The sequence below is a fragment of the Corynebacterium stationis genome (assembly GCF_001941345.1).
Classification (GTDB): Bacteria; Actinomycetota; Actinomycetes; order Mycobacteriales; family Mycobacteriaceae; genus Corynebacterium; species Corynebacterium stationis.
In genome coordinates this window covers 1,417,219-1,431,763 of sequence record NZ_CP009251.1, presented here as the reverse complement: position 1 = coordinate 1,431,763, position 14,545 = coordinate 1,417,219, and the positions used below count along the sequence as shown (strand labels likewise).

The window sequence follows — 14,545 nt, the reverse complement described above, 5'->3', positions numbered from 1 at the left end:
ATTATGTCCACACCAGCATTTGATATTGAATCTATCCGCAGCCAGTTCCCTGTGCTTCGCAGGACGGTTCGAGGCGATAAACCTTTGGTCTATCTCGACTCGGGCGCTACTTCCCAACGCCCGCTGCCGGTGTGGAAGGCCGAAGAAGACTTCGTGCTGAATAAGTTTGCGCCCGTTCACCGTGGTGCATACCAGTTGGCCGAAGAAGCTACTGACGCCTATGAATCTGCACGCGATAGCATTGCCGCTTTCGTTGGCGCTAAGGGCGAGGAAATCGCGTTTACTAAAAACGCGACCGAAGCCCTTAACGAAGTCGCTTTCGTGCTTGGCGATGCTCGCGCGGGCAAGCTCCAGGTCACCGCTGATGACACCATCGTCATCACGGAACTAGAGCACCACGCAAACCTGGTGCCGTGGCAGGAGCTTGCCGAGCGTACCGGCGCTACTTTGCGGTGGTACAAGACCACAAAGGACGGGCGCATTGATCTTGATTCGCTCGAGCTCGATGAGTCTGTCAAAGTTGTGGCCTTTACTCACCAGTCCAATGTGACGGGTGCTGTAGCTGACGTCGATGAAATCGTTCGTCGGGCAAAGGCTGTCGGTGCACTTACCGTGCTGGATGCTTGCCAGTCGGTGCCGCACATGCCGGTTGATTTCCATGCACTCGATGTGGATTTCGCAGCTTTTTCCGGGCATAAGATGTGTGGCCCTTCCGGTGTTGGCGTGCTCTATGGCAAGGCTGAACACTTGGAGAAGCTGCCGCCATTTTTGACCGGTGGATCCATGATCGAAGTTGTCACCATGGAAAAGACCACGTTCGCGGCTCCTCCGCAGCGCTTTGAAGCGGGCACTCAAATGACCAGCCAGGTTGTTGGCCTCGGTGCCGCAGTGAAATTCTTGTCTGAAATCGGCATGGAAAATATCCATACTCACGAGCAAGACCTCACCGCTTATGCGCTGGAAAAGCTCACCGCGATTGAGGGCTTGACTATTGTTGGTCCGACATCGCCTGAAGACCGTGGCGCGGCTTTGTCCTTCCAGGTTGATGGCATTCACCCACATGACTTGGGCCAGGTTCTCGACGACCATGGTGTAGCTATTCGCGTTGGCCACCACTGTGCATGGCCGGTACACCGCACCATGGGTGTGCAGTCCACTGCGCGTGCTAGTTTTTATCTGTACAACACCCGCGACGAGATCGATGTCTTGGTTGAGGCGATCGTGGCGGCTAAGAATTTCTTTGGGGTGAATTAATGCTTGATTCGATGTACCAAGAAGTGATCTTGGATCACTATAAAAACCCACAGCACAAGGGTTTACGCGAACCGTTTCAGGCGGAAGTTCACCACGTCAACCCATCTTGTGGTGATGAGCTGACCCTTAGGGTCCAGCTGTCCGCAGATGGCAAGACGGTGGAAGATGTCTCCTATGACGCGATTGGTTGCTCGATTTCTCAGGCATCGACTTCGGTTATGACAGAGGAAATTATCGGCAAGTCTTTAGAAGAAGCGAACTTTAAGCTCGCTGAGTTCGAAAAGATGATTACCTCTCGTGGCAAGGAAGAAGGCGACGAAGACATCATCGGTGATGGCGTAGCTTTTTCCGGTGTATCTCAGTATCCGGCTCGCGTAAAATGTGCACTACTAGGCTGGAAAGCCTTCCAAGCTGCGTCGGCTGACGCACTCGACGAATTGGAGTCATAAATGACTAATGCAAACCCAACTCCCGATCCGTACCAAAACGAAAGCTCTTCTTTCGACGGTGCGCGTACGCGCCCTGAGCAAACCGAAGAACAGATCGCCAAGATCTACGATGTTGCGGAGTACATGCGCGACGTGGTTGACCCTGAGCTGGGCATCAATATTGTTGACCTTGGTTTGGTCTACGACATGTGGTTTGAAGAGCTCGAAGGCAAGAACACCGTTGTTATCAACATGACCTTGACTTCGCCTGCATGTCCTTTGACTGACGTTATTGCTGAGCAGATTGAAGATGCCATCATCGGCAATAAGCAGGCAGAGGCAGTTGACCTCAACTGGGTTTGGATGCCGCCATGGGGTCCCAACATGATTACCGAAGAAGGCCGTGAGCAGCTCCAGGCTCTAGGTTTCTCCGTTTAATCTTGTTCTAATACCCGGGGAAATACCGATTTAAACCGGGTTTAAAGATTCGCCTCAGTGCACACTTTGGGTGTGCTGAGGCGAATTTCTTTTCTTTACATAGTGCTTAATTAGGAACTACGGCTTTGACCGTTAGAATGGTTCGTTGTGATTGTTACCCAAGACTTGGAAGTGCGCGTCGGCGCCCGTACGCTACTCGAGGCACCTGGCCAGCAACTGCGTGTGCAGCCCGGTGACCGGATCGGATTGATTGGTCGCAACGGTGCGGGCAAGACGACCTCGATGCGCATCCTGGCAGGGGAGACCGAGCCGTACGGCGGCAAGGTCGTATCTTCTGGTCCTATTGGCTATCTGCCGCAGGACTCCCGTGAAGGCAATATTGAACAGACCGCGCGTGAGCGTGTGTTGTCGGCTCGCGGACTCGATGAGATTAAGCGCTCCATGGCGAAAGCTCAGGAGATCATGGAGACCACTGAGGATGAGAAGAAGCGCGATAAGGCCATCGATAAGTACTCACGTCTGGAAGAGCGCTACCAAGCGCTTGGCGGCTATGAAGCGGATGCTGAGTGTGCGCAGATCTGTGACAACCTAGGTTTGCCAGTACGTGTGCTTGACCAGAAGCTAGGAACGCTTTCCGGTGGTCAGCGCCGCCGCGTCGAGCTTGCACAGATTCTCTTTGCTGCAACTTCCGGTTCAGGTAAGTCGGAGACCACTTTGCTTCTCGATGAGCCCACCAACCACCTCGATGCCGACTCCATTACGTGGCTGCGTGGATTCTTGTCTAACCACGAGGGCGGGCTCATCGTGATCTCTCACGATGTTGAACTCCTCGACGCAGTCTGTAATAAGATTTGGTTCCTCGATGCCGTGCGCGCTGAGGCTGATATCTACAACATGGGCTATAAGAAGTACCTAGACGCACGTGCCACCGATGAGGCCCGTCGCCGCCGTGAGCGCGCCAATGCGGAGAAGAAGGCTGCAGCCTTGCATAAGCAGGCCGCTAAGCTGGGTGCGAAGGCTACCAAGGCGGCAGCTGCCAAGCAGATGCTCGCCCGCGCGGATCGCATGATGAATCAACTTGATGAAGTTCGCGTGTCCGACAAGGTCGCCAGCATCAAATTCCCCGAACCCGCTGCATGCGGTAAGACCCCAATGTTTGCCAAGGGTCTGACCAAGATGTACGGCTCACTGGAAGTATTCGCCGGAGTTGACCTGGCCATCGATAAGGGCTCCCGCGTCGTTGTGCTGGGCACCAACGGTGCCGGTAAGACCACACTGCTCAAGCTTCTCGCCGGTGTTGAGCGCACCGACGGCGAAGGCGGCATTGTCTCCGGACACGGTCTGCGCATCGGATACTTTGCGCAGGAACACGACAACATCAACCCTGATAAAACTGTCTGGGAAAACACCATCGAGGCATGTCCAGATGCAGGCCAGCAGGACCTTCGCGGTTTGCTGGGCGCGTTCATGTTCTCTGGCGACAAGTTGCAGCAGCCAGCTGGTACCTTATCCGGTGGTGAAAAGACCAGGCTTTCGCTAGCATCGCTAGTTTCATCACGTGCTAACGTGCTGCTTCTCGATGAGCCCACCAACAACCTTGACCCACAGTCCCGCGAGCAGGTCCTCGACGCTCTCAAGACCTACACCGGCGCCGTGGTCCTCGTGACCCACGACCCTGGCGCAGTCAAGGCCCTAGAACCCGAACGTGTCATAATCATGCCCGACGGCGATGAAGACCTCTGGTCGGACGAATACATGGAGATCGTTGAGCTCGCCTAGCCTTCTAAACCCACTTGCATACCTCGGTGTCATCTTTGAAGGTGTACTAGAGGCTCTCTAACTTTATTGTGCAAGGATTTGATCAGTCGTAGCAGCCTTTGTAGGCTCCCATTTTTGAAAACCGATCGCCGAATTTCCCAACTAGGATGATATTTCTAGTTGGGTTTTCTCATGTCCTGGAAATTAGATCAGGTTCATTGCTCCCATGCTGCTCAGGGCATGGGTGTTACCCACGAGTTTGCCGCCCGGAGTGTGGAGGCGGACTCTACCGCGGTGTCGTCGCATCCTGCCGCGACTCGGCCGTTTCCGTTTCTTGCGCGGTCCATTGGGGTCATCGTCGTTCACGCCGTTGTGATACTTGCACAGCATCGTTAGGTTCGATGGCTTAGTGTGCCCGCCGTTCTTATGAGCATCGATATGGTGCACCTAGCACCTATCGGCAGGCACGTTGCAGTCCGGCCAAGGACACACGAGATTCTCTGCCATGGCGAGCGTCCGTAGCTTATCCGATACGAACCGTCCTTCGTAGAGGTTGACCGGCCCGGCGGTGGGGTGGAAAAGCCCGACGTAAAGCTTGTCGCCGAGGCCACCTTCCATGGCAGCGTTGATGAGCTCGACGTCGGTCATGGTCGTTCCGCACGAGACTTTGGCGAAATCGTCGAGACCGATAGCGATAACCGTGCGGTATGCAGGCTTGATAAGCCCGGTGCCGTTGCCTTCGACTAAATCCCAAAATGGTTCTAGTAGTGCTTCGGAGCGTGGTTGGTCGTCGTTGGTGATGGCAGCGTTAAGCCAATTGATGAAAGTGAGTTAGCAATTGCGGTCGCACGATGGTGCGAAGAAACTAAAACCGCGATAATGAGTGCAATGACTAGCGCTAGCAACACCGACTGCAATACCAGTGAAGCATGCTGGTATGCGCGAAAGGTGATGTCTTGCCAGCGGTCAATAATAAACTCGCCCAAAATAGTCACCTGCCCAGATTCAATAGAACGATTAATACATACCGGTCACGTAAATAAACCAAACGAATAGATAAGTAAACGTTACTAATTATAAATTCGTTTCTCCACCGATTCGCAGGGAAAACTACAGGGAGATTGAGCCTGCATGCAAGATGTTTTGAATTTAACCCCCAAAATGCGGGCAAAACCCCAGCTCATTAAGTTATAAAAAATACCTATGGTGCGGCCAGAAGTATTTGGCCGCACCATAGGTATGGGGGTGAAACTATCGGGTATTAGTTTCTAAATCCATGTACCGGAGCGGGAATGAACCCGCCACGAGAAATGAACTCGGAGTTGCCCACCGTGTTGACAGGGATGATGGGCGCGTAGCCCAACAGTCCGCCAAAGTTAACTTCATCGCCGACAGTCTTGCCCGGGACCGGGATGACGCGCACCGCGGTGGTCTTATGGTTCATCACGCCAATGGCTGCTTCATCAGCAATCATACCGGCGATAGTCGAGGCAGAGGTATCACCTGGAAGCGCGATCATGTCAAAGCCAACGGAGCAGATTGCAGTCATGGCTTCAAGCTTGTCCATAGAAATTGCACCAGAGCGTACGGCATCGATCATGCCCTTATCTTCAGAGACAGGGATAAAGGAACCAGACAAACCACCAACACGGGAGCATGCCATCATGCCGCCCTTCTTAACTGCATCGTTAAGCAGCGCGAGTGCCGCGGTGGTGCCATGCGTTCCGACTTGGTCCAAGCCCATGTGTTCCAAGATGTGCGCGACCGAGTCGCCCAACTCCGCGGTAGGAGCCAGAGAAAGGTCCACGATGCCAAAAGGCACGCCGAGGCGCTCTGAGGCCATGTTGCCCACCAACTGGCCAGCACGAGTGATCTTAAACGCTGCCTTCTTGATTTCTTCAGCAACCTGATCCAAGGAAGCGCCAGTAAGGTTGCCCAGCGCACGGTCAACAACGCCAGGGCCAGAGACGCCAACGGATACGACGCAATCTGGCTCCTCAATGCCGTGGAAGGCACCAGCCATGAACGGATTATCGCCTACGGAGTTGGCAAAGACGACGAGCTTTGCACAAGCAATTGCCGAGTTATCCTTGGTCAGCTCGGCAGATTCTTTAATAATCTCGCCCATCTTTGCCACAGCATTCATATTGATACCTGCGCGCGACGATGCAATATTGACCGAAGAGCACACCACGTCGGTAGTCGCCAGAGCTTCCGGAATTGAATTAATCAGGTTCTTTTCCGCGGTGGTTGCACCCTTTTCAACCAATGCAGAGTAACCGCCGACAAAGTTAACGCCCACCTTCTTAGCGGCCTTATCCAAAGCCTTAGCGGCATCAACCGGGTCACCGTCAACGCCTGCAACAACCAAAGAGATAGGGGTGACGGAGATGCGCTTGTTGACGATAGGAATACCCAGCTCGGCTTCAATGCCCTCACACACCTCAACGAGGTGCTCAGCCTGAGTGGTTACTCGGTCATAAATAGCCTGGCAGGTCTCTTCCATGGTGGTGCGAGTACAGCCCAGCAAGGAAATACCCATGGTAACGGTGCGGATATCGAGGCGATATTTCTCAATCATCTCGATGGTGTCGAGGATGCCGTGTGTTTCAAATGCCATTGCGAATGCGGCTCCCTTTAAATTTCGTTCATCGCGGTAAACAGGTCTTCCGACTGGATACGGATGACCTGCTGTGTTTCTTCCTCAACGGGTTTCATGCGCTCTTGGATCTTTTGAATAGAAGTTTCAGAATCGAGAAGTTCCACGCGCAAAATCATGGTGAAATAACCCGACATCAAAGTCTGGGACACATCCACGATATTGACATTGAGTTCCGCGAGGGCAGTAGTTACTTGGGCAATAATTCCAGTGCGATCGGCACCGGTAACAGTCATGATGGCAATCATAAATAACATCCTAGCTAGGTACGATTCACAAGCGTTAACAGGCTCGACGCCATTCGCTAATAGGTGGCTAAACTTACTTCGCCTGGAAGTTGTGCTGATGTTCGTAAAATACGTCGCAACGGTGGGAATTTCGCCGCGGCGCGGTTAGGGTGGGGTCATGCCTGATACGAAGAAAGTTCTGTACATCGGTGGTCACGGCAAGATTGGTTTGCTAACCACCCCGAAGCTCGTAGAAAAAGGTCACGAGGTTCACTCGCTCGTGCGCAATCCTGAATACAAAGCTGAACTGGAAGGCCTTGGAGCTACTCCAGTTATCGCTGATATCACGAAGCAAAGTGCTGCTGATTGGGCACAACTTGTCGATGGCTTCGATGTCGTCGTCTGGGGCGCCGGCAACGGTGGCCGGGGCGGTGCTGATCTCACTTTTGCCGTTGACCAAGATGGCGCCATCGCCTTGGTTGAGGGCATGGAATCACTCGGGGAGAAGGCACCTCGACTGATTATGATTTCCTACATGGGCGCTACCACCAATGAAGTAGAAAATGACGGTGGCTCTTGGTACGCCTACGTGGAATCGAAGAAGAATGCCGATAACCGCATCAACTCCTCGAGCCTCGACCACGTAATCCTAGGCCCTGGCCTGCTAACTGAAGACCCAGCTGCTGGTATTACCGTCACCGAGCCAAGAAGTGTGCGCGACGGCGATGCTAAGACCCCACGCGAATTGGTTGCCGATGTCATCGCTGAGATCATCAACGAAGACAAGGTGCCACCACACGCACCGCTGGAGTTCTACACCGGCGACAAGCCAGTCTCCAGCATCTGGGAGTCCTAAACCCTAGACCTAAGACTAGAGAAAGGGCCGGGCACATCCTGAAGTACATAGGATGTGCCCGGCCCTTGGGCGTTTTTATCGCTATTCGGTTGCTTTCAACTTCGCCGAGGTTGCCGTACGAATCGAGTGCTCTACGATATCCAGCACGGCTTCGAGGTCGTGAGTATCGCCTTGCACTAACCGAGAGATAAACCCGTCCATAAACGTCTGTAGATAAGCCATAAGCGTGTCCACGGAGATGTCGCCGCGCACGCGGCCTTGCTCTGCTTTAGAGCGCAGACGAGCACGCATGGCCTCATCCAAGATGGACTGCTGGTCTTTCCAGCGGACACGGAAAGACGGGTCAGTGCGCACCAGCGAGGCAACCTCTAAGCGCGTAGCCAACCAGTCATGGCGTTCGGGGTGGCGCAACATCTCGCGCATCACCTCAACCAGACCATTATTGGCTACGACTTCTGCCTGACGCAGCGTGTCTTCTTTGGCGAGTGCCAGAAACAGCGATTCTTTATCACCGAAGTGGTGAAAAATTGCGCCGCGAGATTTCCCCGTGGCTTCCTCGAGCAGGCGAACAGTAGCGCCTTCATAGCCATGGTCTGCAAAGCATTTACGCGCGCCCACCAAAATGTCATGGCGACGGCGGTTTAGCTCTTCATCGCTAATGATTGGCATAAGCTCAGCCTGCTCCTTTGAAAATAGTTAAACACTACGGGATATAGAGGTTTATAAACGAGGGTTCAAAGACTAAGCGGGGTCACGACAAATAATCGTGACCCCGCTTTATTCTGTCGTCATCGCCTGGTGCACTTGCTTACAAATTCCGGCGGTGACAGTCAGCCTTTATCTTAAGACTTGACCATCTGACGCAGAACGTACTGCAGAATACCGCCGTGACGGAAGTAGTCAGCCTCACCCGGGGTGTCGATACGAACGGTTGCGTCGAACTCAACCTTTTCGCCGGAATCCTTGGTTGCGGTGACCTTCAGGGTCTTTGGCGTGGTGCCATTGTTGAGTTCCTCAAGGCCTTCGATGTCGAAGGTCTCGTGGCCGTCAAGGCCGAGGGACTCGTGAGACTCACCAGCAGGGAACTGCAATGGGACAACGCCCATACCGATGAGGTTGGAGCGGTGAATACGCTCGAAGGACTCAACGATAACTGCCTTAACACCCAGCAGGTTGGTGCCCTTAGCAGCCCAGTCACGGGAAGAACCGGAACCGTATTCCTTACCACCGAGGACGACCAGCGGGATGCCAGCTTCCTGGTAGTTCACAGACGCATCGTAGATGAAGGACTGTGGTGCATCTTCCTTGGTGAAGTCCAAGGTGTAGCCACCGGTGATATCAACCAACTGGTTAGCCAGACGGATGTTAGCGAAGGTACCGCGAACCATGACCTCGTGGTTACCACGACGAGAGCCCAAGGAGTTGTAGTCAACGCGGTCAACACCGTGTGCATCCAGGTACTGAGCAGCTGGGGTGCCTGGCTTAATAGCCGAAGCAGGGGAGATGTGGTCAGTGGTGACCGAGTCGCCCAGCTTCACCAGAACGCGAGCGCCCTTGATGTCTTCAACTGGAGCTGGCTCAGCTTCCATGCCATCGAAGTAAGGTGCCTTACGAATGTAGGTGGAGTCTTCGTCCCACTTGAAGGTCTCGCCTTCTGGAACGTTCAGGTTGCGCCATGCGTCGTCGCCCTTGAATACGTCAGCGTAGTCAGCTTCGTACATTTCGCGGGAGATAGCTTCCTGGATGGTTGCTTCGATCTCTTCGGTGGATGGCCAGATGTCCTTCAAGAAGACATCGTTGCCGTCCTTGTCCTGACCCAGAGCCTGGGTCTCGAAGTCGAAGTCCATGGTGCCAGCGATTGCGTAAGCAATAACCATGATTGGCGAAGCCAGGTAGTTCATCTTCACGTCAGGGGAGATGCGGCCTTCGAAGTTACGGTTACCCGACAGAACTGCGGTTGCAGCCAAGTCGTGCTCGTTGATGGCATCAGAGATCTCATCTGGCAGTGGGCCAGAGTTACCGATACAAGAGGTGCAACCGAAGCCGGAGAGGTAGAAGCCCATAGCCTCAAGGTCCTTCCACAGGTCTGCACGACGGAAGTAGCCGTCAACAACCTGGGAACCAGGAGCACAAATGGTCTTAACCCATGGCTTGGACTCAAGACCGAGCTCAGCAGCCTTGCGAGCAATCAGACCAGCACCGATCATGACCGATGGGTTAGAGGTGTTGGTGCAAGAGGTGATGGAAGCAATAGCAACCATGCCGTGGTCCAGGGTGTACTCGCCGCCGTTAGGGGACTCGACGATAACTGGGTTGGACTGACGGCCAACAGCACCAGCTGCAGCAGACTCGCCCTTACCAGCGCGGGAGTAGTTCAGGCCACCGGTGACGTCGTCACCATCAGCAACAACGCCGGACTCGGAGGTCATGCGCTTTGCAGCAGCAGAGGACTCATCGACAAGAACTTCGTCGGTGGTGTAGTTGCCCAGGTCCTTACGGAACTGTTCCTTCGCCTCGGACTGCAAGATGCGGTCCTGTGGACGCTTAGGGCCAGCGATGGAAGGAACAACGGTGCTCAGGTCGAGTTCGAGGTACTCAGAGAACTTAGGCTCTACACCGTCCTGCTCCAGCCACATGGTCTGAGCCTTGGCGTAAGCCTCAACGCGATCGATCTGCTCCTGTGGGCGACCGGTCAGCTCGAGGTACTTGATGGTTTCCTCGTCGATTGGGAACATTGCCGCGGTGGAACCGAACTCAGGGGACATGTTGCCGATGGTTGCGCGGTTTGCCAGTGGGATGGACTTAACGCCATTGCCGTAGAACTCTACGAACTTCTGGACTACGCCGTGCTGACGCAGCATCTGGGTGATGGTCAAAACCACGTCGGTTGCGGTAACGCCAGCTGGGATGTCGCCGGTCAGCTTGAAGCCAACAACCTTAGGGATAAGCATGGAAACTGGCTGGCCAAGCATTGCTGCCTCAGCCTCGATGCCGCCAACGCCCCAGCCCAGGATGCCCAGGCCGTTTTCCATGGTGGTGTGGGAGTCAGTACCAATACAGGTATCTGGGTATGCCAAACCGTCGTTGTCAAAGACCACGCGGGACAGGTACTCAATGTTTACCTGGTGGACAATACCGGTTCCTGGAGGAACAACCTTGAAGTTAGAGAAGTTCTCAGCACCCCAACGCAGGAACTGGTAGCGCTCTTCGTTGCGCTGGTACTCAATCTCAACGTTCTTTTCCAAAGCATCAGCGGAGCCGAATGCCTCAGTAATAACGGAGTGGTCAATAACCATCTCGGCTGGGTTCAGAGGGTTTACCTGGTCTGGGCTACCACCCAGTGCGGAAACTGCCTCACGCATGGTTGCCAAGTCGACAACACATGGAACACCGGTGAAGTCCTGCATCAGAACACGAGCTGGGGTGAACTGAATTTCAGTCTCTGGCTCAGCTTCTGGGTCCCAGTTTGCAAGAGCCTTGATGTGCTCTTCGGTTACGTTCTTACCGTCTTCGGTGCGCAGAAGGTTTTCTGCCAAGACCTTCAGAGAGTATGGAAGCTTCTCGAGGCCTTCAACGGCGGTAATGTCGAAATAAGTGTATTCCTTGCCATTGACATCAAGAGTCTTCTTGGTGTCAAAGGAGTTCAAGCTTTCAGTCACAGGGAGCTCCATTCCTTGTTGTTTTGAACTAAACATTCAGTTATCCTCACCACCCGCTGCCTTCTAACCGCTTGAGTCATGGGGTTTTCAGTCAAACGCTAATGAGGCAAACCGAATGGTTCATCCTCCCATTGTAGTGAGGTATCTCGTTGGACGCCTTCGATACTAACAGAACGCGCGTACTGTTTCCACTATTTGCGGTTTACCGGCGCGTCATCGCTACTCAAGGCGCCCAATTTGGATATAACCTGGGAAGAAGCTTGAAGCATCCGCCAATGGACTACACGACAAAAGGGGTAGCACCTAATGATTACAGAGGGCGTTGACATCCCCAACCTTTCTGCACAGCTCGCGGAAGATGGCGTGGCGTTTTCAAACCCCGATCTTGCTACCAATGCAGAGATTCAAGACCCAATCGTTTCCACCCTCCAGGATTCACACGGCATAGCTGTTGTTGATGTTTACCCAACACGGCTTGCCGACGCGCGAGATATTGCACAAGAACTTCAAGATGCAACCGGGCTAGATACTGTCGTCGTGCAAACCGTGCGTAACGTATCTGCAGTCAGCGACACCTACTCGCGTGCGGCTATCGAAGCGACCCAGGGTGATATACCGCAAGGCGTAAATCAAGTTGAGTTACTTGACCGGTTTTATGCCGGCGTCGATCCCTTCGGTGTTCCCTGGCCGCTGATTGTGGCGATGGTTGTTGTCGCCCTCGTTCTCACGGGACTGTTTGTTTATAGGTCTGTTATCCAAAAGTAAGGCATCAACCCTTTGCTTTTCGCCGCCCCTCCTTTGTTGTTGTGGGCGGATTATCTTGCGCACCATCCAGCACTGAGCGCTTTTTCGGCGTTGGCCTGCGGATTTTAGGCGGAACACTGGGGCTACCTCTCCATACCAGGCCGATAGTGGCTATCCCGGTAGATTATTGCGCGCGTTTTGCCAAGTGTGACTAACATTACAATTGTCACGAATTGATTACAGAAGTGCTGGTTACATACCCGAGTTAAGTCATGTGGCGATGCTTGACGTATGTGTTTCTTGTGAAAGTAGATGCGAGGGGTTGGGTGTGTGTCGTATGGTTCAAACATCGACTCACGAGTTGGTTCTAGTGATAATTAGTCACGGTTTAAGACTTGAATATTGACAGTGATGCATGAAGTCAGCACGGGCATGTGGGGAAGCACGCCAAGAGCTGAAGCATTCTTGGTCAATAGTGGGGTCTTTGCAGTGGCAAATATTCGGTAGCAATTAATTCGCGGAGGCGTATTTTCTATTCGCTTTTTACTGAGCACCCACTGCTGGTTGTCAGGAGTGAGGGCCTTTATTGAGGCGCTGAAGAGAGCGTGTGCAAATAGGCGTGTGTTCGCGGCAGCCTGGGTAAGGGCTCCCGGGCATTTCTATGCTCAAATCACTCCACCGCATCACGGCTTTGACTTCTGGTGGTGGTGTGAGGAGTTAATTCGTGGCCACCACCTCTTCCAAGCGCACGCGTCGTATGCGGGCAGCCCTAGCAGCTGTCGCGTGTACGCTCAGCGTTTCGCTGATATCCACAACAACCCCAGCGGTTGCTGAAGAAAACACTTCCGCTATCGAAAAGCTTCAAGGTGTCTTAAACGGCGATGTTTCGGTTGCTTCTTTGGCCGGTGCGATTGCCGATGTCCAGGAAGAAATTGCCCGCCTGGAAGGCGAACTTGGTGAATTCCGTGAGCGTGCCAACCAGGCTCTGGTTGACTTGCAGGACGCGCGCAACCTTTCTGAGCAAGCACGACGCGGAACCCTTGCTGCTCGCAGTGAGCTTGACGATGCCCAGGTAGACGTCGAAGGCGCACAAGAAAAGCTGGACGAGATTTCTCGTTCGGCTTATCGTCGTGCCAATACCTCAGAGTCTGTCACCAGTGCTGCTGGTGGCGATGCCCGGGAAGACATGCTCACGCGCCAGAGTTTCCTGCGCTCCCAAGCAGAAAAGCAGCAGAGTACCGTTACTGAATTGGAACGGGTACGCACCGAGAAGTCCAATAAGGAATCTCAGCTGCGCAAGGCTGAGCAATTAGCGGTTGAGCGTGAAGCTAATGCCGAAGCAGCTGAAGATGAAGCTCGCGCTGTGCTGGAACAAAACCAAACGCGCGTCAGCGAAGTTTCCTCTGAGCATGAAAAGCTGGTCGCTCTTCAGCAAGAGGCACAAGCGGCATTATCCTCGGCACGTGGTGAAGAACCTTCGGATTCTGAATCACCTACGGAGGCTAAAGGGACGAGCTCTGGCGAGTCTCCTGCATCGACAAGCGAAGCATCAGAGCCTTCGGTAGCGTCGGAAACATCCGCAACGCCTGCAACGTCAACGACTGAAGAAACCTCCGCGCCGGAAGCTGCTGCGACCAGTGAATCTGACTCGGCTAGTGAAACCGCCGAGCCTGCAGACGCTTCTTCGTCCCAGGAAATTCCTGCGCAGTCTTCCACGCAGAATTACTCCGCGGCTGTAGCGCCTTCAGCTGCTGGAACACCAGGCGATGCTCCAGCACAGGCTGAGCCAAGTCAAGGCAGCAGTGTTGATGGTGACCAGGCAGCGCAATTGGCGGGTCTAGCCGTAGGTGCAGCAGCGGCAATTATTGCTGCTTCCCAGCCGGAGCTTTCTGTCGATTCGGTATCAGGTGGTGCAGATACTTCCTCTACAGATGCAACATCCGAAGCATTGGTCGCTGGCAGCAGTGCGCTATTTCCACAACAAGGACCTGCAGAAGAATCTAGCTCCGCAGCTGAATTGGCTGGCGTCTTAGAAGATCTGCCAACCGCAAGCTCCGTGGAAGAGTCCGCAGCAGCAGAGCTTGGCGATGCCTCCCGCAGCGAGAAGATCGAAGCGGTCATCGCACGTGCTGAGTCGCAAATCGGCGTTCCTTATGCCTGGGGCGGCGGCGATGCGAATGGTCCTACCAAGGGTATTCGCGACGGAGGCGTTGCCGATTCCTTCGGTGACTACAACAAGGTCGGTTTCGACTGCTCTGGTTTGATGATCTACGCCTTTGCTGGCGTTGGCATCTCGCTGCCGCACTTTACTGGCTACCAGTACAACAAGGGCCAGCGCATTAGTCCGCAAGAGATGGAACGCGGCGACCTGATTTTCTATGGCCCTAGTGGCAATCACCACGTCGCTATCTACTTGGGCGACGGCATGATGCTGGAAGCCCCACAGTCCGGTCAGACCGTAACCAAGAGCCCGGTTCGCTGGTCTGGAATGTCAGAATACGCAGTTCGTCTGCTCTAAAATT

The 14,545-nt window shown here is 54.0% G+C and carries 12 protein-coding genes and 1 pseudogene; 7 read left to right on the top strand and 6 right to left on the bottom strand.

The annotated features are described in order from the left end of the window. The first annotated feature begins 3 nt into the window (after window positions 1-3). The 4 genes from CSTAT_RS06665 (at window position 4) to CSTAT_RS06650 (ending at window position 3,899) form a co-directional block, all read left to right on the top strand. Window positions 4-1,254 carry a cysteine desulfurase gene (locus CSTAT_RS06665; RefSeq protein WP_075722886.1) on the top strand — a complete coding sequence of 417 codons (1,251 nt, stop codon included), beginning with the start codon at window positions 4-6 and terminating at the stop codon, window positions 1,252-1,254. After that, window positions 1,254-1,703, top strand: coding sequence for a Fe-S cluster assembly sulfur transfer protein SufU (gene sufU / locus CSTAT_RS06660; RefSeq protein ID WP_075722885.1), 450 nt, complete (start codon window positions 1,254-1,256; stop codon window positions 1,701-1,703). Before CSTAT_RS06665 ends, sufU begins: the two co-directional genes overlap by 1 nt. Next, window positions 1,704-2,120 carry a metal-sulfur cluster assembly factor gene (locus tag CSTAT_RS06655; protein ID WP_075722884.1) on the top strand — a complete coding sequence of 139 codons (417 nt, stop codon included), beginning with the start codon at window positions 1,704-1,706 and terminating at the stop codon, window positions 2,118-2,120. Between the two features lie 147 nt (window positions 2,121-2,267). Further along, window positions 2,268-3,899: an ABC-F family ATP-binding cassette domain-containing protein gene (locus CSTAT_RS06650; protein ID WP_075722883.1), complete on the top strand. Its 1,632-nt coding sequence runs from the start codon at window positions 2,268-2,270 to the stop codon at window positions 3,897-3,899. A 183-nt stretch (window positions 3,900-4,082) separates the two neighbouring features. Here the strand turns inward: CSTAT_RS06650 and CSTAT_RS06645 are convergent. The 4 genes and pseudogenes from CSTAT_RS06645 to CSTAT_RS06630 form a co-directional block, all read right to left on the bottom strand. Next, a pseudogene (locus CSTAT_RS06645) lies at window positions 4,083-4,682 on the bottom strand (HNH endonuclease signature motif containing protein); the annotation flags it as partial. Then, on the bottom strand, window positions 4,640-4,873 hold the full coding sequence (locus tag CSTAT_RS06640; protein ID WP_244892800.1) for a hypothetical protein: 234 nt from the start codon (window positions 4,871-4,873) through the stop codon (window positions 4,640-4,642). The pseudogene CSTAT_RS06645 and the gene CSTAT_RS06640, both read right to left, overlap by 43 nt. A gap of 266 nt (window positions 4,874-5,139) precedes the next feature. Further along, entirely contained in the window at window positions 5,140-6,498 is a 1,359-nt protein-coding gene (locus tag CSTAT_RS06635; protein WP_075722882.1) for a PFL family protein, read from the bottom strand. Window positions 6,499-6,515: 17 nt separating this feature from the next. Further along, entirely contained in the window at window positions 6,516-6,785 is a 270-nt protein-coding gene (locus CSTAT_RS06630; RefSeq protein WP_006823717.1) for an ACT domain-containing protein, read from the bottom strand. Between the two features lie 157 nt (window positions 6,786-6,942). On the opposite strand from CSTAT_RS06630, the gene CSTAT_RS06625 reads away from it, so the two are divergent. Beyond that, a complete protein-coding gene (locus tag CSTAT_RS06625; protein ID WP_066794040.1) occupies window positions 6,943-7,620 on the top strand; it encodes an SDR family oxidoreductase in 678 nt (225 codons plus the stop codon). Window positions 7,621-7,701: 81 nt separating this feature from the next. Here CSTAT_RS06625 and CSTAT_RS06620 read toward each other — a convergent pair whose 3' ends face one another. Together CSTAT_RS06620 and can are read right to left on the bottom strand one after the other, a co-directional pair. Continuing rightward, window positions 7,702-8,289, bottom strand: a complete 588-nt coding sequence (locus CSTAT_RS06620; RefSeq protein ID WP_066794037.1) for a TetR/AcrR family transcriptional regulator — start codon at window positions 8,287-8,289, stop codon at window positions 7,702-7,704. Window positions 8,290-8,462: 173 nt separating this feature from the next. Next, window positions 8,463-11,279 carry an aconitate hydratase gene (gene can, locus CSTAT_RS06615; protein ID WP_211272990.1) on the bottom strand — a complete coding sequence of 939 codons (2,817 nt, stop codon included), beginning with the start codon at window positions 11,277-11,279 and terminating at the stop codon, window positions 8,463-8,465. Window positions 11,280-11,585: 306 nt separating this feature from the next. Here can and CSTAT_RS06610 point away from each other — a divergent pair, with 306 nt between their 5' ends. Beyond that, a complete protein-coding gene (locus tag CSTAT_RS06610) occupies window positions 11,586-12,044 on the top strand; it encodes an Rv1476 family membrane protein (RefSeq protein ID WP_075722880.1) in 459 nt (152 codons plus the stop codon). Window positions 12,045-12,747: 703 nt separating this feature from the next. Further along, window positions 12,748-14,541: a DIP1281 family NlpC/P60 protein gene (locus CSTAT_RS06605; protein WP_083640731.1), complete on the top strand. Its 1,794-nt coding sequence runs from the start codon at window positions 12,748-12,750 to the stop codon at window positions 14,539-14,541. The last annotated feature ends 4 nt before the right edge of the window (window positions 14,542-14,545 follow it).